Origin of the sequence: Levilactobacillus tujiorum (assembly GCF_012641185.1) — a bacterium.
GTDB lineage: Bacteria > Bacillota > Bacilli > Lactobacillales > Lactobacillaceae > Levilactobacillus > Levilactobacillus tujiorum.
Genome location: NZ_JAAXLK010000017.1, coordinates 51,215 through 70,845 on the forward strand (window position 1 = coordinate 51,215; position 19,631 = coordinate 70,845).

Sequence of the window (19,631 nt, forward strand, 5' to 3'; positions counted from 1 at the left end):
GTTTTACTCCTTGTAGCTTGGGTTTCGCCAGTAGTCGCGGCCATTTGCCGTACGCTGAAGAAAGCCATAGTCGACTAGATAGCGACGTAGTAGTGGGAAATCGGCATAAATCGGCTTTAATTGATCTGTTAATTCGCGTTCAGTGAAGTGCTGCTCGGCCGGCAGCGTCACGGTAATTCGCTTTAGCACGGCAAGAATGGCTTTTTGATGCTTAGGCCACCTAGCGAGACGTAAGGGGTCAGTCGTGGTAAAGTATTTGGCAACGAGTCGGTTATATTCCGCAGTTGTGATTGCAAACCGGTCGTCCTCGATTCCCACTTGTTCGGGTAAGTGTACGAGGCTATCCGTGGCTGGCGTCTGATTGAAGACCCGCTCGTAAATGGCCAAATAGAGTTTGGCTTGCTTAGCCTTTTCTCGGAAAGTGAACTTTTGGTGGCGAACAGTGGCTGCTGCAACGGCCATTTGATTAGCAATAATGGCATCCTTAGCACCCGTTGCAAAAGCAGATAGAAGTGTCCGTTGTTTGGCTGTCAACGTATTGTATTTGCTGTCCGTATTGATTAAATCATCGATTGCCTGTGGGTGAACCGTGGTGAGATGATGACGAATCATCTTTGCTGCTGGATAAAAGTTATCCTCAACAGGGAAAACCTGATCGTTCGCAAAGGATGCGCCACAATAATTGCAGACAAAGGCCATATCGGTTTGATGCCAGCCTTGCTCGATTTCGATTAAGGTCAACTCTAGTAAGTTCATACGTGATCCCTCCAGTAATGAATACTTTACAAATGTTTACTGAATCTGTCAACACTGCTTTTAGCGATTTTTTTTATTCACTGCCTAAAACTGGCTACTGCAACATAAGAAACGGCGGTATAGTACCTTTAGAAGCTTACTGATTAATATTTACTGTTACGATAAACATTAATTTTAAATCTTGAAATCTCCTCCGCAACCCTAAACGTCCAGCACTGATTTTTGATGAGTTAGTTGAGTTTTTGGAGTGCGTTTGCTAGCATTAACACGTACAGGAGGTGTCAGCCGTGGCTTCAGCAGTCGAACAATTCATGACATACCTGCAGGGAGAACGACAATATTCACCAGAGACAGTGAAGGCTTATCGTGAAGATTTAGATGAATTTAGTCAATTTCTTCAGGATAACGGGGGTGAAAAACCGTGGGCCCAGATCGACCAACTCGATGTCGAGGTTTACCTCAGCAATCTGTATGATCGGCACTTTGCGCGAACGACAATTGCGCGTAAACTTTCGACGATGCGCTCATTTTACACGTTTCTCATGAGTAATGGATTGGCCAAGGACGACCCATTTGCTTACGTTCAACTGAAACGGCATCAAAACCATTTACCACGTTTCTTCTATGAACGAGAAATGACCGCGTTGTTTACTGCGGCAGCTGGCAATCCTAACCAGCAGCTCGCAACCCGTGACACGGCTGTCTTGGAAGTCCTGTACGGCACGGGAATTCGGGTGAGTGAATGTGTTAATTTAACGCAACCCGATATTGACTTTGACAATCGAATTATGCTGATTCATGGGAAGGGAAATAAAGAACGCTATGTTCCCTTTGGCCACTACGCCAGCGATGCCCTAAAAACTTACTTCACGGCTGCCAGGACACCACTCATGACTAAATATCATCAGCAGCATACCTTCGTATTTGTTAATTCACGCGGTGCACAACTCACGACAGCTGGTGTCACGTATCTACTCAATCAAATCATCAAGCGGAGTAGCCTGACTAGTGAGATTCATCCCCATATGTTGCGGCACACGTTTGCGACGCACCTGCTCAATCAGGGCGCGGATCTGCGTTCAGTTCAGGAGTTATTGGGACACAGCAGCTTGTCGACCACGCAAATTTATACGCACGTCACGCGTGAGCACCTCCAACGTGATTATCGTCAATTCTTCCCGCGGGCAACCGAAGATCAACAACCACCGAAACAATCATAAGGAGATTATAATTATGCCAGTAAAATTTGAAGCAACTACCATTTGTGCGGTGCGCCATAACGGACACAACGCCATGGCCGGTGATGGTCAAGTCACCATGGGTGAAAAGGTCATTATGAAAGGAACCGCGCACAAAATTCGGCGGATTTACAACAACCAAGTCGTCGTTGGATTTGCCGGCAGTGTTGCGGACGCTTTCAACCTTGAAGAAAAATTCGAAGGGCAACTAAACGAATATAGTGGTAACCTGCAACGAGCAGCCGTTGAACTTGCTAAGCAATGGCGTTCTGATCAAGCCTTGCAAAAGCTTGAAGCACTGTTAATTGTCATGGACAAAGACGAAATGTTGTTAGTTTCCGGGTCAGGTGAAGTCATTGCGCCAGATGATGACATTTTAGCCATTGGCTCTGGCGGTAACTTTGCCTTGGCTGCTGCCACCGCTTTACACCACCATGCTAAGGATATGAGTGCCAAAGAAATTGCTGAGAGTGCTATCCACATTGCTGGCGGGATTGATATCTTCACCAACGAAAACGTTATTTCGGAAGAACTTTAAAAATTGGAGGACTGAATAGTGGACGCAATTAACAAAACACCCAAAGAGATTGTGGGCTTACTCGACCAATACGTGATTGGCCAAGACGAAGCCAAGAAGGCAATTGCCATTGCTTTACGTAATCGCTACCGTCGGATGCAACTCGACGCAGCCATGCAGGAAGAAATTTCGCCAAAGAACATGCTAATGATTGGACCAACTGGTGTGGGGAAAACAGAAATTGCCCGTCGGCTGGCTAAGATTGTACACGCACCTTTCACTAAGGTTGAGGCCAGCAAGTTTACCGAAGTAGGCTATGTCGGCCGTGACGTTGAATCCATGGTCCGTGACTTGGTTGAAGTTTCAGTTTCTATGGAGAAGCAAGACCAGTTCAAGCGTGTACGGACGGATGCCATTCAAGCGGCTAACAAGCGCCTGGTCAAGCTACTGGCTCCCGCTAAGAAGAAAGAAAATAAGAATAACAACGACTTTGCTAACATGATGAATATGTTCTCCCAGATGCAGAATGGCCAAATGCCAACTGCACCTAACGAACAAGAAGAAGTGACGGATGAAATCCGCAATGAACGGCTCTCCTTGACGGAACAATTGAATCAAGGCTTGTTGGAAAACCATACCGTTGAATTGGAGATGGACGATCCGCAACAAGCCAATGCCACCGACAACAACATGTTGGGCCAAATGGGCGTTGATCTGAGCGACACCTTGGGGGCGATCATGCCTAAGAAACGGATCAAGCGTACCGTAACGGTTGCCGAAGCCCGCGAGATCTTGGTTAGTGAAGAATCCGAAAAACTCGTCAACAACGCCGATATTAATCACGACGCTATCAAACGGGCTGAAAACACCGGGATTATTTTCCTAGATGAAATTGATAAGATTGCGAAGGGCAGCAGCCAAAACAGTGGCGACGTTTCCCGTGAAGGGGTTCAGCGCGATATCTTGCCAATCGTCGAAGGAACACAGGTGAAGACGAAGTACGGGACGATTGATACCGACCACATTCTCTTCATCGCCGCTGGTGCTTTCGCAGAATCCAAGCCCAGTGACTTAATTGCCGAATTACAAGGGCGTTTTCCAATCCGGGTTGAGTTAAATGATCTCAGCAAGCAGGATTTCATTCGCATCTTGACGGAACCTAACAACGCGCTAATTAAGCAATACATTGCCTTGATTGGCACCGATAATGTCAAAGTGACGTTTACCATGGAAGCCATCGAGCGCATTGCTGAATTGGCCTTTGAACTGAACCACGAAAACCAAAATATTGGGGCCCGTCGCTTACAAACGGTTCTTGAGAAGTTGCTGGAAGACCTCCTGTATGAAGGACCTGACATGGGAACCGGCGATGTCACGATCACTGAAAACTACGTCAATGATAAGATTGGCGATATCGTTCAGAACAAAGACTTATCACGCTACATCCTATAAATCAATTAGGGGGCTAAGACAGTTGTCTTGGCTCTTTTTTAGTCCATGGGGTATGATAGAGTGAGAACGCAACCAATGGCGAGTTAATAGCTTTAGTCAACTATTCCGGGCTCACTTCACCATGCGCCAAATGTTTCGTAATCAGTAGGAGGAATTTTGATGATCACGTTAAAGAACGACTACTTAACGGTTAAGATTAATCCGTTAGGTGCTGAGTTAACCAGTGTTATGGACAATGAAAGTCATTTAGAATACATGTGGCAAGCGGACAAGGCCTTTTGGGGACGGCATGCACCGATTCTGTTTCCCATCGTTGGCCGGTTACAAGATAATCAGTATCGGGTGGGCGATCAACCGTATACGATGACGCAGCACGGCTTTGCGCGTGACCGTGAATTTACGATTATTGATCAGACTGCCACCCAGGTCAGTCTCGAACTCTCTGCGAATGACCAGACCCGCGAGCTGTATCCGTACAACTTTATTTTGACGTTGTCTTACGAGCTAGTGGACCACCAACTGAAGACGCACGCAACGGTGACTAACCCTGACGAAACGCCACTATACTTCTCATTTGGCGCGCATCCAGGATTCAACGTGCCCTTCGGCGGTGCGCCAGCAGACTTCACTGATTATCAAGTGACGGTTTCGCCTAAGCAGACCTACCAACGAGTCCCGTTAGTTGGACCCTATAGCGATACGCAGCACAGCGTTCCCCTGGACCTTAACCAGCCTCTGGTTCTGGATCACGCCTTGTTTGATCACGACGCCCAGGTTCTGACGCTGAATGGTCGGGAAACCACCGTGATGCTCAGCACCCCCAAGGATGATCACGGCATTGCATTGACCGTGGCCGCACCATACCTGGGTATTTGGTCGCCGTATCCTAAGCAGGCGCCATTCGTTTGCCTGGAGCCTTGGTGGGGACTGGCCGACGATGTCCAGGCAACCGGCGAGCTGACCAGCAAGGTCGCCATTCACCACTTAGCCGCTAAGCAATCCTTTGATGCCAGCTATCAAATCACATACTTCTAACCCAAACGAAAAGGCTCCCAACGACCAATGCCGTTGAGAGCCTTCAGTATGCTTACTTTGCTTGACGTTTATGATAGCCGTGACCAAACGGCACCAGTGATTCTGTCCCGTCCTTGATACGCGCAATATTACTACGATGACGGTAAAAGACAAACGCCGTCAGCACCGCTGCAATCCCCGTTAAATACCAGTCATGAAAGCCTAATGAAATCAAGGTAATGAGTGAGAAGGCAATCATGCTAGCCAGGCTCACCATACTCGTCCAGTAGATGAGGCTGACCCATAAACCAGCGGCGATAACAAACATAATCGGGTTATAAGCCAGCAGCATGCCTGCTGAAGTCGCCACGGCCTTGCCACCCTTAAAATGATCGAAGACCGATACGGTATGCCCCAAGACGGCGAACAAACCAAACAGCAGTGGGGTAGCGGTCCCTAAGATGGTGGTCACATGGCCCCAGGTTGGCAGCAACGTGGCAACGGTTCCTTTGGCGATATCCAGAACCATCACGGCTGTCCCAGCGTACGGCCCTAACACCCGGTAGGTATTGGTCGTGCCAATGTTACCGGATCCAGATTGCCGAATGTCGGTATGAAAAAAGGTCTTGCCCACCCAGACACCATTTGGAATAGCGCCCAGGAGGTAGGCCACAATGAGTAACCCAATTAGTTTCACACGTAATTCCTCCGCTCTTTCTCTCGACGATACCCCTTGTCAGGGGAATCGTCACTAATAAGCTGCTCTATATTTTAGCATGTTTTACGCATTCCGCCAATTATATCAGGAAACTAGCCAGGTTTTAGTTTCCTGTGGTATGATAATGTGGTTACTGAAAACCCACGCGGTGCGATTTGGACGGTTCATTTGAACATATGTTCGTATTGCGGTAAACTAAAGGGTATCGTAAAGTTATTTTTGAATCTAGTAAAAGTAAAGGGGATTTACGCATGGCGAAAGCAAAACCTAAGTATGACGATTCCTCCATCCAGGTCTTGGAGGGATTGGAAGCTGTTCGTAAACGTCCTGGGATGTATATCGGCTCTACCGATGGCCGGGGTCTCCATCACTTGGTCTACGAAATTGTCGATAACGCCGTTGATGAAGCGCTGGCCGGATACGGTAAAGAGATCAACGTTACCATCCACCAGGACAATAGCATCACAGTGGTTGACCACGGGCGCGGTATGCCCGTCGGTATGCACGCCTCCGGTTTACCAACGCCCGAGGTTATCTTAACCGTGCTACACGCTGGGGGTAAGTTCGGCCAAGGTGGTTATAAGACTTCTGGTGGCCTGCACGGTGTAGGGGCTTCTGTCGTGAACGCCTTGTCCAGTGCTTTAACGGTGACGATCGTCCGTGATGGCGTACGCTATCAGGAAAAATTTGCCAATGGGGGTCATCCCCAGGGAACACTGGAGAAGAAGGGCAATACCCGGGCCCACAACGGAACCACGATCACCTTCAAACCGGATAGTCAAATTTTCACGACCACCGTTTATAACTTCGGCACGTTGTCCGAGCGACTGCGTGAATCGGCCTTTCTGTTAAAGGGCGTTAAGATCACGCTGACTGATGAACGTGAAGGCCAAGAACGCGCTGAAGAGTATCATTTTGAAGACGGTATCAAAGAGTTTGTCAGTTATTTAAATGAAGATAAGGACACCCTCGGCGATGTCATGTACTTTGATGGCAAGAAAGACGGTATCGAAGTCGAAGTAGCCGCTCAATACAACGACGGCTACACCGAAAACCTGTTGTCATTTGTCAATAACGTTCGGACTAAGGACGGCGGGAGTCACGAAGCTGGTATGCGTAGTGGCTGGACCAAAGCCTTTAACGAATATGCACGCAAGGTCGGCTTGCTCAAGGATCGCGACAAGAACCTTGAAGGAACGGATGTCCGTGAAGGGCTCTCAGCCGTCATTTCACTCCGGGTACCGGAAAACCTACTGCAATTCGAAGGTCAGACCAAGGAAAAACTGGGCACCCCGGAAGCGCGGGCAATTGTTGACAGTATTATCAGCGAACAATTGGGATATTATCTCATGGAAAATGGGGACTTCGGTAAGATGTTAATTCGGAAGTCCACCCAAGCTCGGCAAGCCCGTGAAGCTGCCCGTAAGGCTCGCGATGAGAGTCGTAACGGCAAGCGCCACAAGAAGCATGAGCGGTTACTATCTGGCAAGCTGACACCCGCCCAATCCAAGAACTCGGCTAAAAACGAATTGTTCTTAGTCGAAGGGGATTCAGCCGGTGGCTCGGCTAAGCAAGGCCGTAACCGAAAATTCCAGGCAATTTTACCTTTACGTGGGAAAGTCTTAAACACTGAAAAGGCCAAGCTGCCTGACATTATGAAAAACGAAGAAATTAGCACCATGATTTACACCATTGGTGCGGGGGTCGGCGCCGAATTTAATATCGACGATGCCAACTACGATAAGATTATTATCATGACCGATGCCGATGATGACGGTGCGCACATTCAGATTCTATTGTTGACTTTCTTCTACAAATACATGCGGCCCATGATTGACGCGGGACGGGTCTATATTGCGCTCCCACCGTTATATCGGATTAAGACGACCGGCAAGAAAGCAACGATTGACTATGCCTGGACTAACGATGAATTGGATCAAAAGACCAAGAAGATCGCCAAGAAGGGCTACAGCCTCCAACGTTTCAAAGGGTTAGGTGAAATGGACGCCGAACAGCTCTGGGATACCACCATGGATCCCGACAATCGGACGTTAATTCGGGTACAAATTGACGACGCAGCCTTGGCCGAACGCCGGGTGACGACGTTAATGGGCGACAAGGTTGAACCTCGCCGGAAGTGGATTGAAAACAACGTACAGTTTACGTTGGAAGACGATAACACCAGCCTGCTAGAATCTTCAGAACCCGCGGAACCAACGGATAAATAACCGGTGAAAGGAGCACACGTGTCGTGAGTGAAGGACAAAATATTCAAGAATTAACGCTAGAAGAAGTCATGGGCGATCGGTTCGGCCGATACTCCAAGTCAATTATTCAGGAACGGGCGTTACCCGACATCCGAGATGGCTTAAAGCCGGTGCAACGGCGAATCTTATTTGCCATGAACAAGGACGGCAACACCTACGATAAAGGATTTCGGAAGTCAGCTAAATCCGTAGGGAATGTCATGGGTAACTTCCACCCCCACGGTGATAGCTCCATCTACGAAGCCCTCACCCGCATGAGTCAGGACTGGAAGGTACGCGAACCTCTCGTCGAAATGCACGGTAATAATGGGTCGATGGATGGTGACCCCGCGGCCGCCATGCGGTACACCGAAGCGCGGCTGAGTAAGCTAGCGGGTGAGATGCTCCGCGATATTGATAAAGATACCGTTGAAATGGTGCTTAACTTTGACGACACCGAGTATGAACCCACGGTCTTGCCCGCACGTTTCCCTAATCTATTAGTGAACGGGTCGACCGGGATCTCGGCCGGGTACGCCACGGAGATTCCACCGCACAATTTGGGTGAAGTCGTCGATGCTTTGGTCTACCTGCTTAGTCATCCCAAGACAACCTTGGAAGAGCTCATGTCATTCGTTCAGGGACCAGACTTTCCTACCGGCGGTATCATTCAAGGAAAAGATGGCATTGTTAAAGCGTATGAGACTGGCCGTGGCCGTGTCGTTGTACGTTCTAAAACGGCTATCGAACCGCTGCGTGGCAACAAGAGTCAAATCATTGTGACCGAAATTCCTTATGAAGTGAACAAGGCTCAGTTGGTCAAAAAAATTGATGAAATCCGCCTGAACAAAAAGGTCGAGGGCCTGGCTGAAGTTCGTGACGAAACGGACCGTGATGGTCTCCGCATCGCCATTGAATTGAAGCGTGATGCAGATGCCCAGGGGGTTTTGAACTACCTGTTCAAAAACACTGAACTCCAAATCACGTATAACTTTAATATGGTGGCGATCAACCACATGCGACCAGAACACGTAGGCTTGAAGACGATTTTAACCGCCTACCTGGAGCATCAGCGTGATGTCATCACTAAACGGACGAAGTATGAGTTGCAAAAGGCGTTGGACCGGCAACACATTGTGACCGGATTGATCAAAGCCTTATCCATTCTGGATCAAGTTATCGCCACTATTCGGGCTAGTAAAGATCGTCGCGATGCGCGTGACAACCTGGTCAGTGCCTATGATTTCTCTGAAAAGCAAGCCGATGCCATTGTTGCCTTGCAACTATATCGGTTAACCAATACCGATGTGACTCAGCTTCAAGCGGAATCTGATAAACTATCCGCGGCCATTGAACAAGACCATAAGATCTTAGCCGAACCGAAGACCTTAAACGCTGTCTTACGCAAGGAACTGAAGGAAGTTGCTAAGACGTACCGGAATCCCCGGCGTACTGAAATTCAAGATAAGATTGAAGACTTGAAGATCAAGACGACGGTGACGGTAGCGGATGAGGAAGTCATCGTACTGGTCAGTCATGACGGCTACCTGAAGCGTTCCGGTGTGCGGTCGTACACGGCTTCTGACCCAGCGGATAACGGCCTGAAGGATGAAGATTACCCAATCTTTATGGAAAAACTCAGCACCCTAGATCATCTGATGATGTTTACCAGTAAAGGTAACCTGATTTACCGACCAGTTCATGAGATTAGCGACGTGAAGTGGAAGGAAACCGGGGAGCACATTTCACAGACCATCGGGTTAGCCAGCGACGAAGAAATTGTGGCTACCTTTGCTTTCAAGTCTCTGAAGGAAACCGGTCGCTTCCTAATCGCAACCAGTGATGGGTATGTCAAACAGACTGCCTTCAGCGATCTGACACCAGGCCGAACGTATAAGAGTCGTGCAGCGGTCTATGAGAAGCTTAAGCACCCCGAAGCACGGGTCGTTCAGGTCAAATACCTGACGGAACCTGTCAACCAGGGGATCCTGCTCATTTCCAAGAATGGTTATGCCCTGCGGTATCCAGTCGATGAGGTGTCTATCAACGGTGCACGGACAACCGGTGTACGGTCAATGGACCTGCGCGATGACGATGAAGTGGTCAACCTTGACCTAGTTAGCGATGACGATACCATCGCCATGATTACCCAGCGTGGTGGCTTTAAACGCTTGGCCATGAAAGAGATCTCAGTTACCAGTCGGGCAAGACGGGGCGTGCTCGTCTTGCGGGAGCTTAAACGTGATCCTCACCGAGTCGTTGATTTCATGGTGATTCCTGCGGGTAATCCGCCACTGGAAATTATCACCAGTCGCGAGCGGACCCACGATGTCTTGCCAACGGAGCATCCTCTTAGTGGGCGCTACTCAAATGGCTCGTTCGTCATCGACACCGATGTCGAGGGAACCCCTGTATCCTTACGCGTCAAACCGACTGAACTAGTTCTCGATTAACCACTTGGATTTGCGAGCAGTAATCGTTGCGCTTTCATACAAAACAGCCTATTATAGACTTTAATAGTTACTATTAGGTTGACGTAGTTATCAGCGAGACGGTTCGTCACGCCAGTCATTAAGGAGTAAACGCGGATGAAGACGAAACAAGAAAGCATCTTTTCTTCTAAAACCCTGACGTATTTTTTGCAACTCGCAGAAACCATGAATTATACGCAGGCTGCTCAAATTTTGGGGATTACCCAGCCAGCTTTGACGCAACAGATCAAAAAATTAGAACGAACGGTGGGGGCGCCGCTCTTCTATTCCGTTGGGAAAAAGCTCCGACTATCGGATGCTGGATATACCATGTTAGATGCCACCCACAAGATCTATGCGATTTTGAATCAGGCGACAGATGAGATTCAACAATCAACCAGCGCAACCCAAGGAGAAATCAACATTGGGTTGTTGGCGTCAGTTGAGGATGCGGTCTTTGAAGACTTTGCCATCCTGTCTTATCAGAACAATCCTGAGCTCAAGATTTCCTTCCACATGTTAACGCGAAAGGAAATTTGGGAACGGTTGGAGAACAATAAAATTGACTTAGCCATCATGTACTTGCCCGATGATTCCATCAAGAATTGGAAGCCTTACGAGTCTAAGAAGATCATTTCCGATGATCTCTTGTTCATCCACCATGATGAGCAGCTTGCTAAGAAGCATCGGATCAAGTTCAAAGATACGACGGCTAACGTCTGGGCCATGTATCCGGATGGGTACTACCTGAATCAAACGATTCACGAAGCCTACAAGAATCAATTGGCTGATTTTCCCAAGGGCGTGGCAAACTTCACTACCCCAACACAACTGCTCCATTTTTCCATGCAAACGGGGGCTTCAACGGCACTGCCTAACTCGTTTATGGTGGGGCAAGATGATTTGCCAAACACTTGGACCGCTCATTTCGATCCCAACATTCGCTTCGATTTGGCCTTTGTCTTTCGCAAGGGTAAAGCGGAGATCCCTCGAATTAGCCATTTTCTCGCGCAGTTTGACCGGTATCTACACACCGACGATTACATTTCGCGCCTCAAACAATTGCGTAACAAATAATCTTAAAAATTATTGATTAAAGGAGTTTTTTACTAATGAGTAAAGCGTTAATTTTCGGTCACCAAAACCCTGATACGGATGCTATCGTAGCAGCAAAGGCTTTTGCTTACTACCAAACGCAGAAGGGGTACGACGTTGAAGCCGTTGCCTTGGGCGAACCTAACATGGAAACCAACTACGTGTTGAATCACTTTGATGAACCAGCACCACGGGTGGTTAAGACGGTTGCTAACGAAGTCGACCAAGTGATGTTAGTTGACCACAACGAAGCCCAACAAAGTGTCAGTGACTTAGATAAGGTTCAAGTGACGTTCGTTGTTGACCATCACCGGATTGCCAACTTCCACACTGATTCACCCCTTTACTACCGGGCAGAACCAGTGGGCTGTGCCAGCACGATCTTAACGGAAATGTTTGACGAATCCAAGATTGAGATTCCAGCAAAGTTGGCTGGTTTAATGTTATCAGCCATCATCTCTGACACGCTGTTGTTACAATCCCCAACCACGACTGACAAGGACCGCGAAGCCGTACGGGCCTTAGCCGAAATTGCGGATATTGATGTTCAAAGCTACGGCATCGCAATGCTTAAGGCAGGGACCAACCTGGCTGCTAAGAGCGACAAGGAATTGATTGATGGCGACGCTAAGTCCTTCGACATGAATGGTCACAGCGTGCGGATTGGTCAGATCAACACGGTTGACTTAAATGACGTTATTTCCCGTCAAGCTGGCTTGGAAAAGGAAATGAACGCTGAAATCGCAGCCGATGGCTATGACTTGTTCATTACCTTAGCAACCAACGTCTTGAACAGTGACTCCGAGATGATCGTTGCCGGAGCGCCTAAGGACGTCGTTGAAAAAGCCTTTAACACGAAGCTTGAAAGCAACCGCGCTAGTTTACCAGGTGTCGTTTCCCGAAAGAAACAAGTTGTCCCACCATTGACTGACGCTTTTAACGCTTAATTCGGTTAATTTACAATAATTTTGAAGCTCCCCGAAGAAATAAACCACTTCAGGGGGCTTTTTTATCGCAACTTTTCACGCGACCGCATATAATACGGGCCGATGGTAGCCGTCAGGCATTTTCCCGAGACGAAAGAGGGATTATGCATGACAAGAAGTGCTTGGTATCGAAAAATCGTAACGATCGTTATGACGATTGGTCTTTTTGTCAGCCAAATTGGTGGTGCTGTGGCATTAGCAGCTACCACAACGCCGTTTGGTCCTGAGAGGTTTGCACAGAACCACGCCACTTATGCAATCACCACTAAGTCGGCCTATTACCAAAGGATCTGGCGGGCAGCAATTAAAGCTTGGAACCATACTGGCGCTTTCAAATTTAAGCTTGCCTCAGCTAGAAATGCACAGATCAAGCTGACCACTGCCTCAGCTAGTCAGTCACGGCAACTCGGCAGAGATGTTGGTCTGACTGAATTTTGGGCAAGACAGGATTACTTGTATAAGGTCAATTCCGAACTTAATCCGGCTTTACTCCACAGCTACGATTATTCGCGGACTGACGATCTGCACGTGGCAGAACACGAATTAGGCCATGCGATGGGCTTAGCTCACAATCCGTCCAAGCACAGTGTAATGTACTATCAGAACCGATCCGTTGGGATTCAACAAGTTGATATTGATGGCGTAAACCTACGCTACCATACACCAGCCGGACAACAAGCCAGTTAAGAATAGAAGCATGAAGACTGCAGTGATCATTGCTGCAGTCTTTTTGTACGGCACTAGTTGCAAACAAATTAATTGCCTTTTTGACGTGGAGGATTAAACTTAGAGTACGTTAAAAAATTGTGTACAACCGATTGGAGGACTTAGCAATGAAACAAACAGAATCAGCAGCAGACTTAAAGGCCCGATTAACCGCGGAAGAATTTGCGGTTACGCAGAACGCAGCAACTGAACCTGCCTTCACAGGGAAATACGATGCCTTTTACGAACCCGGCATTTATGTTGACGTCGTCAGTGGTCAGCCACTATTCAGCTCTACGGATAAGTATGATGCTGGCTGTGGATGGCCATCATTTACGAAACCAATCGATGCTGCCAATGTGAAAGAGAATACGGATCATTCGTTTGGCATGATTCGCCAGGAGGTACGGAGCACGGACGCGCAGTCCCATTTAGGCCACGTCTTCAACGATGGTCCAACGGAAGCGGGGGGCTTGCGCTACTGTATTAATTCTGCTGCGTTGAAATTTATCCCGGCTAGTCAGCTTGAAGCGCAAGGCTATCACGACTTTCAGCGCTTATTTCCTGAGCAAAAATAAGGAGGCCAACGCAAATGAGTAAAACTGAAACAGCAATCTTCGCTGGCGGATGTTTCTGGTGCATGGTCCAGCCATTTGACGAGCAACCGGGAATCAAGTCGGTCATTTCGGGTTACACGGGTGGTCACACCGTAAATCCCACGTATGCAGACGTTGCCAGTCACACTACGGGCCATACGGAAGCGGTTAAAATCACGTTTGATCCGACCATCATCAGTTATGCCGAGCTAGTTGAAATTTACTGGCGCCAAACGGATCCCACTGATGCCGCTGGTCAATTTCAAGATCGCGGTGACAGCTATCGGCCGGTCATTTTTGTCAATAGTCCTGAACAAAGGGCGGCCGCAACTGCCTCTAAGGAACGACTCGCCGCTAGTGATCGCTTCGATGAGCCAATCGTCACAACTATCGAAGCGGCACAACCGTTTTATCCAGCTGAGGAAGAACATCAGGATTTTTACCGCAAGAATCCATTTCGTTACCAGATTGAAGAAATGGGCGGTCGCCAATCATTCATCCAAGAGAAATGGCGTGACTAATTGTCGGGCTGTGCGTTACAATTTGATTGAAAGGATGTGATCGTGTGGGATACGTTTTGAAGCTGCGCCAAGTGACGGGTCCACGGGCTTTAATTGTCGTCGGTGCGGCAGCAGTCGTTCTTCAGCAAGCTCGACTATTGCTGGTTAAGCGTATGGATAATCAGCTCTGGGGCTTACCAGCTGGTTCCAAAGAACTCAATGAAGATCTGTCAACAACTTGCAAACGCGAATTGCGCGAAGAAACTGGCTTAGTTGGCCACGAGCCAAGATTGTTGACGGTGGTCAGCGGTGCTGGCATGCAGTACACGTATCCTAATGGCGATCAGATTGATTCGGTCACAACGGTTTATCAGTTAACTAGCAGCGGTCAGCTCCAAGCTGATCAACACGAAACCAGCGACGTTCAATTTTTTCCGTTAACAAATTTACCATCAGCGTTAACACCAATCACGCGTCAAATTCTTAGTCAATTACAAACGGAACAAATACTTTAAAAAACGGGAAGCTTCTCAAAGACTCATGAGAAGCTCCCCGTATTTTTAGTCATGAGGACTACTTTCGATAATATATATTATGTAAAGTAGAGAAAAGATTTATGATTTAGATCAGAAGTAGCCGTTCCCTATCTTTCGCTGACTAGTATTTAATGATCATGGTCGTTCAGCAAGCTTCACCCATAACTCCAATGAGTTTGTGTCAGTTAATGCCTAAAAGAAACCATCACTGATTTTCTCAATCTGTGTCAGCGTCCGCTTAAAGTTGCCTGCTGAGCGATTAACTTATGTTGTCGATGGCTTAAATTTAATCTCAGCAAACTTCATCAAATTTAAGGCGAATTCTGTGCTCATTTCATGGTCAGGTCTCCGTCTAAAACTTGAACGTGTGCTTAGAATCAACGCTTAATTCGACCCGTTTAACGAGATGTTTGCTTGTTAATCCTTTTTAGTCATAGCTGGAAAACATTGCTGCCATTTTCAGCCGATACTTGTTCAAATGTAGCTGTAATTACCGTTCATATAGATATATGCGACTCAGTGATATGAACGCCATTTGCTAGGCCAACACATAAAACTATGCTGAACCTGATCTTGCTGTTCAACGAATCAACTTTACTCAGATCATCAATTTCAAGTCATGTTCAGTCGACAAATGCTGACAAATCAACGTTTGTTGATGAACTATTTTAGCTTTATGAGGGATACTTAGTGCTCCAAAATCGTGAATGATCGTTGCAACAATGGCCGCAAACCCGCATGGTTGCAACGATTCTGTCCATTATTACGCTTAAAGTCCGACCTGAAAACTTCGATAGGCCTATATATCTTAGAGATGATTAAGTCGACTACTTTCATTAAAACAAATATTTTAAAGATAGTAATAACTAAAATTAAGGCGGGGGACTTGCTAATTTCTGATTTCACCGGTATCATATATCATATGAGAACATACGTTTGGAGGCCGCTTCTATTATGGAAAAACAACATTATCTAAAATTAATCAACGAAGAACTGGCCACTGCCCCTTGGTACGTCCAAGAATATTATCAGGCAAAAGCCACGATTCCCCTGTCCCCCGCAACATTGTATCAGTACCTGACCGAATTTCGCCGCTTCTTCAACTGGCTGATCAGTGAAGGCTTAACGCCGGCTACCCACCCCGCTAATATTGATATTCAGGTACTGGCAAAGTTAAAAAAGGAAACCGTCGAACTGTACAAATCGGCCCTGTTGAATCAAACAAAGCTTACTGGCGCACCTGGCAGCCGGACCCACCCCACAATCAATCGGTCTCTAAACGCCCTCTCTTCGCTATTCAAGTACCTCACAGAGGACACTGAAGATGAACATGGTGAGGCTTACTTTGATCGAAACGTGATGCATAAGATTGCCTTGGTCCGGACCAGCGAGACCTACGCTACCCGTGCGGCTAATTTGAAGACAAAGCTCATGCTAGGAAATACAGATCACGAGTATTTAGATTTTATCGATCATAAATATGAAGAACAACTGACACCCGCTAAGCGACGTTATTTTCACCGCGATAAGCAGCGTGATCTTGCCATTAACGCCCTGTTGCTGGGAAGTGGCCTACGAGTTTCCGAGGCTGCTAATGCTGATTTACGTCATCTCAACCTTAAAACGGGCACAATTGGTGTCGTTCGTAAGGGTGGTCAACGAGATACGGTGCCGATTGCGCCGTGGACGCTGCCCTATATTCAAGACTACATTGACCACCGCATCGCCACTTATCACGCTACTAGCAGTGATCGGGCACTTTTTCTCAGTAGTTACCGGGGCCAAGCCTCACGGATGCAGGCTAATTCCATGGAGAAAATGGTGGCTAAATATTCGGCGGCGTTTAAGGTACGCATAACCCCTCACAAACTGCGGCATACGTTGGCTTCAAAGCTTTACCTAGCAACGAAGAATGAACAACTAGTCGCTACGCAGTTGGGTCAAAATTCGACGAGTGCGACGGGTCTATATACCCATATCATTGACGAAGAACAGCGGCAAGGGCTGGAAAAGATGTAATTGCCAGTTGGAATAAGACAAGCCAAAAAGGTTGAACTAAAGTGAACCCCTAAAGTTGGGCAAGAGATCCAACTTTGGGGGCTCACTTCCATTTCATAACCTTCAAAAATAATGCAAAACAGATATTAATCCCTTAGTTCTCATTAAAAAAAGCCCACCATCAAGCGGTGAGCTCCTATTCATTAAGCTTCAAGCATTGTCACAAACCGATGATTCCAAATCCCCTCATAAAAGGCAATGGTTTGTTCAGCCGTCATAAATTGATTATCTACAGTGGTCGTTAGCCCTGGCGTCATTTGAAGATCATAACCAATTCCGTGGGCCACCTTGGTCGTCGTATCGACACAGTATTCGGTTTGCGCGCCACAAATTTCCAGTGATTCGGCGGCAAAACTCGTTAGTACGCGTCGCAAATTTGTATGATAAAAAGCATTTGCATGGTTCTTAGTAACTAAGGGGTCCGAATCGCGATGGTCCAGCCCTGAAATCAACTCCCAGTCGTGAGTGCCTTGAACTAAGTCTTCATCCGTGTGTTGGACAAAAACAATGGGTTTCTTGGCTTTACGGTACGCTGCAATCCGCGCGTTAATCCCCGCAAGTACTTGGGGCATATTTGCAGCCGGCTTGTCACCGTAACAAACCCCATTTTGAAGATCAATGACTAGTAATACATCTGCCATGTGTTGCTGGCCTCCTTTAGGAATCATTCAACTTAACTTTTATCATACGCTATTCAGGGCTTATCTGAAAGAGACGATTGTGCTATCTAATAAATTAGAAATTTTCCAATCGCTTCATCAAATCAGAATAGTCGTCAAAAATATCGTTTGCTGCTTCTAAAATATTGGACGTATTTTCTTCTGCTTTCCTAAAGATAACCTCTTTACCAAGTGCTGGCCTTCGTTTAGAGGGATTAGTCCCATCAAACGGTACATTAGCAATAAAAATTTCCATGGGGCTACCAGAATATTCCGTCATTCTTCGTGCATCCATTTGTTAAAATTCGGTGACTTCTTAGGATCGTAGTGTCTTTTATCATCAATATCTACTTGTTCAACTGGAATACCTGCAATGAGTTCTTTCCAATCAAGACTGGACGGCAATTTTTCCAGAACTAACTGGCCATCATCCGTCAGTGTAACGCCTAGCTGATCACCACTTGAAATACCCATTTTCTTCCTGAATACGGATGGAATGACAACTTGTCCTTTACTAGAGACCTTAACAGTTTCACGAGCTTTTACTGAATCCATAGTCTCTCCCTTCTTACTTATTCTAACAACTCTTGCTAATCATCGAAAGAAAAATGATTCTAAAAACCGAGTTTAACCAGTTCCTTATCCCTATTTCGGCAGGTCATCGCTCTCATGAAACACATCAACCCTATCCGTATACAGACCAGCAATGGTAAAAAGTAGAATAAAAATTGCTGCGACTAAAAATGTATCCGTATACGCCGTTGTTAAATTAGTGTTTTTGGAATCTCTAAGAAATGTTGTATAACGGATTACTCTTCGTTCTAGATCGATATTATAAAGACCCGTTTGGATTTGATTTAAGCCCGTCAAAAGTTTATCACCCCTTTCCAGTCCAGTTAATAAGGCTGTCTGACCGTCTAATAAGTGTTGCTGACCGACTAATAATGACTTGGTGTTAGGGGAAAGTAACTCAATTTGAGACTTGAATTGTGATTCGGTTTGGACTGCGGGATTTAATCCAATTTTATATACGGCAATTAGCATCGTCAGTAACTGTTCTTTCCTTATATTAGACGGTGCTCCCGATTGCTGAGACAAAAGCTTTGAATCATTTTCATAAGTGTCTAGCTGTTCTGCTCCATCCGGGTTCCCCTTTATTAATTCGAACAACAACTGATATTGCGTATCTTGTGTAGCTACAATTGCAGCCCGCATTTTCTGCTGACCTAAAATCAATTGTTCCATGGAATCTTGATATTGTTTATTGGCACGGCCATAAGAATCTTTGATTGTCTGCGTGCCGTTATACAACTTCTCTAAATTATTATTCTGCGGTTGAACAATAGAATACGGTCTGTTTTGATCCTTTTTCAAATCCGTCTTTAGTGTCACTTGCAAGTTATTATCTGTCCCAGAATTCAGTGCATGATTCAAATCTGTTTTCATCGTTGTTGAAAATGGTTTTGGTATTGCCAAGCGTGCAATTTCATTATTAGAATCTCTTCTAATGTTGTCTTTAGCCAAGTTGGTTGTGTGCGTCATAGTCCCCACCAGTAAAGCAATGCCCAGACACGTCCCTAATTGTCTGCTTGCATTAACAATTCCAGAGGCCATTCCCGCCTTATCTTGAGATACAAATTGAACTGCTGAAACAATGGATAAGCACCCTAATCCAAACCCCAATCCTAAAATAATCATCATAGAAACCATTGCCACCCAAGATGTAGACTGATTTAGCCGAGTGAGCATCAGCAAGCTAATCTCCATCAGGACAATGCCAGAAGTGATAAGCGGCTTGTACCCTACCTTCTTTTGTAATTTGGTTCCCAAAGGCATTGCGATCATCACCGTAATGGACATAAACATAATAATGTAGGAAGCTTTTAGGGCCGTATATTCACGCACGGTTTCCAAATAAAAGTTAAAAATCAAGGACGAACAAATAATCGCGAAGCCACAGACAAAATAGACCCTGAATTATTCATACCTTTCAAAAAAGTCGTCAGTTTTCATGTTTTTCAAAAACTGACGGCTTTTGATCTTGCTTACTATGTATTGAGACTCTAAATTTTGATGGTATCACC

18 protein-coding genes and 1 pseudogene are annotated in these 19,631 nt (G+C 46.5%); 13 read left to right on the forward strand and 6 right to left on the reverse strand.

The features are described 5' to 3' along the window. Window positions 1-3 precede the first annotated feature (3 nt). On the reverse strand, window positions 4-756 hold the full coding sequence (locus HF569_RS09025) for a DUF2087 domain-containing protein (protein ID WP_168902180.1): 753 nt from the start codon (window positions 754-756) through the stop codon (window positions 4-6). Window positions 757-1,067: 311 nt separating this feature from the next. Here HF569_RS09025 and xerC point away from each other — a divergent pair, with 311 nt between their 5' ends. The 4 genes from xerC (at window position 1,068) to HF569_RS09045 (ending at window position 4,998) form a co-directional block, all read left to right on the forward strand. Then, the gene (xerC, locus tag HF569_RS09030) at window positions 1,068-1,976 is read left to right on the forward strand and encodes a tyrosine recombinase XerC (protein WP_211089701.1); all 909 of its coding nucleotides are present in this window, start codon (window positions 1,068-1,070) and stop codon (window positions 1,974-1,976) included. Window positions 1,977-1,989: 13 nt separating this feature from the next. Then, window positions 1,990-2,532 (forward strand): HslVU peptidase proteolytic subunit, encoded by a 543-nt coding sequence (gene hslV / locus HF569_RS09035; protein ID WP_168848589.1) that lies wholly within the window; start codon window positions 1,990-1,992, stop codon window positions 2,530-2,532. 18 nt (window positions 2,533-2,550) lie between these two features. Further along, window positions 2,551-3,963, forward strand: a complete 1,413-nt coding sequence (gene hslU / locus HF569_RS09040) for an ATP-dependent protease ATPase subunit HslU (protein ID WP_168902182.1) — start codon at window positions 2,551-2,553, stop codon at window positions 3,961-3,963. 159 nt (window positions 3,964-4,122) lie between these two features. Beyond that, entirely contained in the window at window positions 4,123-4,998 is an 876-nt protein-coding gene (locus HF569_RS09045) for an aldose 1-epimerase family protein (protein WP_168902183.1), read from the forward strand. A 52-nt stretch (window positions 4,999-5,050) separates the two neighbouring features. On the opposite strand, the gene plsY is transcribed toward HF569_RS09045, so the two are convergent. After that, window positions 5,051-5,674 (reverse strand): glycerol-3-phosphate 1-O-acyltransferase PlsY, encoded by a 624-nt coding sequence (plsY, locus tag HF569_RS09050; protein WP_168848592.1) that lies wholly within the window; start codon window positions 5,672-5,674, stop codon window positions 5,051-5,053. Window positions 5,675-5,946: 272 nt separating this feature from the next. Between plsY and parE the strand changes: the two genes are divergently transcribed. The 9 genes from parE (at window position 5,947) to xerS (ending at window position 16,849) form a co-directional block, all read left to right on the forward strand. Then, window positions 5,947-7,923, forward strand: a complete 1,977-nt coding sequence (gene parE / locus HF569_RS09055; protein ID WP_168902184.1) for a DNA topoisomerase IV subunit B — start codon at window positions 5,947-5,949, stop codon at window positions 7,921-7,923. A gap of 23 nt (window positions 7,924-7,946) precedes the next feature. After that, window positions 7,947-10,394 carry a DNA topoisomerase IV subunit A gene (gene parC / locus HF569_RS09060; RefSeq protein ID WP_168902185.1) on the forward strand — a complete coding sequence of 816 codons (2,448 nt, stop codon included), beginning with the start codon at window positions 7,947-7,949 and terminating at the stop codon, window positions 10,392-10,394. 135 nt (window positions 10,395-10,529) lie between these two features. Next, window positions 10,530-11,489: a LysR family transcriptional regulator gene (locus HF569_RS09065; protein ID WP_168848595.1), complete on the forward strand. Its 960-nt coding sequence runs from the start codon at window positions 10,530-10,532 to the stop codon at window positions 11,487-11,489. A 35-nt stretch (window positions 11,490-11,524) separates the two neighbouring features. Continuing rightward, complete coding sequence (locus tag HF569_RS09070) at window positions 11,525-12,454, forward strand: manganese-dependent inorganic pyrophosphatase (RefSeq protein WP_168848596.1); 930 nt, start codon at window positions 11,525-11,527, stop codon at window positions 12,452-12,454. A gap of 147 nt (window positions 12,455-12,601) precedes the next feature. Further along, entirely contained in the window at window positions 12,602-13,180 is a 579-nt protein-coding gene (locus HF569_RS09075) for a matrixin family metalloprotease (RefSeq protein ID WP_168902186.1), read from the forward strand. A gap of 146 nt (window positions 13,181-13,326) precedes the next feature. Continuing rightward, window positions 13,327-13,776 (forward strand): peptide-methionine (R)-S-oxide reductase MsrB, encoded by a 450-nt coding sequence (gene msrB / locus HF569_RS09080; RefSeq protein WP_168902187.1) that lies wholly within the window; start codon window positions 13,327-13,329, stop codon window positions 13,774-13,776. A gap of 14 nt (window positions 13,777-13,790) precedes the next feature. Beyond that, entirely contained in the window at window positions 13,791-14,315 is a 525-nt protein-coding gene (msrA, locus tag HF569_RS09085; RefSeq protein ID WP_168902188.1) for a peptide-methionine (S)-S-oxide reductase MsrA, read from the forward strand. Window positions 14,316-14,359: 44 nt separating this feature from the next. Further along, complete coding sequence (locus HF569_RS09090; RefSeq protein WP_168902189.1) at window positions 14,360-14,809, forward strand: NUDIX hydrolase; 450 nt, start codon at window positions 14,360-14,362, stop codon at window positions 14,807-14,809. Between the two features lie 975 nt (window positions 14,810-15,784). Beyond that, window positions 15,785-16,849 (forward strand): tyrosine recombinase XerS, encoded by a 1,065-nt coding sequence (gene xerS, locus HF569_RS09095; RefSeq protein ID WP_168902190.1) that lies wholly within the window; start codon window positions 15,785-15,787, stop codon window positions 16,847-16,849. Between the two features lie 182 nt (window positions 16,850-17,031). Here xerS and HF569_RS09100 read toward each other — a convergent pair whose 3' ends face one another. From HF569_RS09100 to HF569_RS09115, 4 genes and pseudogenes are all read right to left on the reverse strand, one after another. Continuing rightward, window positions 17,032-17,529, reverse strand: coding sequence for a cysteine hydrolase family protein (locus HF569_RS09100; protein ID WP_168902191.1), 498 nt, complete (start codon window positions 17,527-17,529; stop codon window positions 17,032-17,034). Window positions 17,530-17,623: 94 nt separating this feature from the next. Then, on the reverse strand, window positions 17,624-17,827 hold the full coding sequence (locus HF569_RS09105; RefSeq protein ID WP_168902192.1) for a hypothetical protein: 204 nt from the start codon (window positions 17,825-17,827) through the stop codon (window positions 17,624-17,626). Beyond that, window positions 17,824-18,102: an AbrB/MazE/SpoVT family DNA-binding domain-containing protein gene (locus HF569_RS09110; protein WP_168902193.1), complete on the reverse strand. Its 279-nt coding sequence runs from the start codon at window positions 18,100-18,102 to the stop codon at window positions 17,824-17,826. The genes HF569_RS09105 and HF569_RS09110 overlap by 4 nt, the downstream gene beginning before the upstream one ends. Before the next feature lie 90 nt (window positions 18,103-18,192). Further along, a pseudogene (locus HF569_RS09115) lies at window positions 18,193-19,497 on the reverse strand (MFS transporter); the annotation flags it as partial. Window positions 19,498-19,631 lie beyond the last annotated feature (134 nt).